This window comes from Enterovibrio norvegicus FF-33 (genome assembly GCF_000286835.2).
In the GTDB taxonomy this organism is placed as follows: domain Bacteria; phylum Pseudomonadota; class Gammaproteobacteria; order Enterobacterales; family Vibrionaceae; genus Enterovibrio; species Enterovibrio norvegicus_A.
In genome coordinates this window covers 1-281 of the sequence record NZ_AJYD02000035.1, presented here as the reverse complement: position 1 = coordinate 281, position 281 = coordinate 1, and the positions used below count along the sequence as shown (strand labels likewise).

Annotated in this window: 1 protein-coding gene; it reads left to right on the top strand. The window is 44.1% G+C overall.

The annotated features are described in order from the left end of the window. Positions 1-281: hypothetical protein (locus tag A1OO_RS08445; RefSeq protein ID WP_241819075.1), on the top strand; the 281-nt coding region annotated here is incomplete at both ends.

Below are 281 nucleotides of genomic sequence, written 5' to 3'. Positions count from 1 at the left end.
TTTTCTCAACAAAAAAGCGGTTTGGTTTTGGATCGCCGCTCACCATTGAAAGTGTTGCAAACAAGCCATCAATGGCCAGAAAAGACCAAGCATCCCAAGGGCTGCTTGCAAAGGCAAAAGGCGAGGTTCGGCTATTCAAACAGATTGGGTGGCAGCTTTATAACAAAGGTTTTCAAGGCGGACGCAAAACATTCCCGCAAATTTTGTTATATCAACTTATGGCGTTTACGGTGGCTTTCTTGCGTGAAGCTAATGTTTTACGCCCCTTAAAACGACGTTAT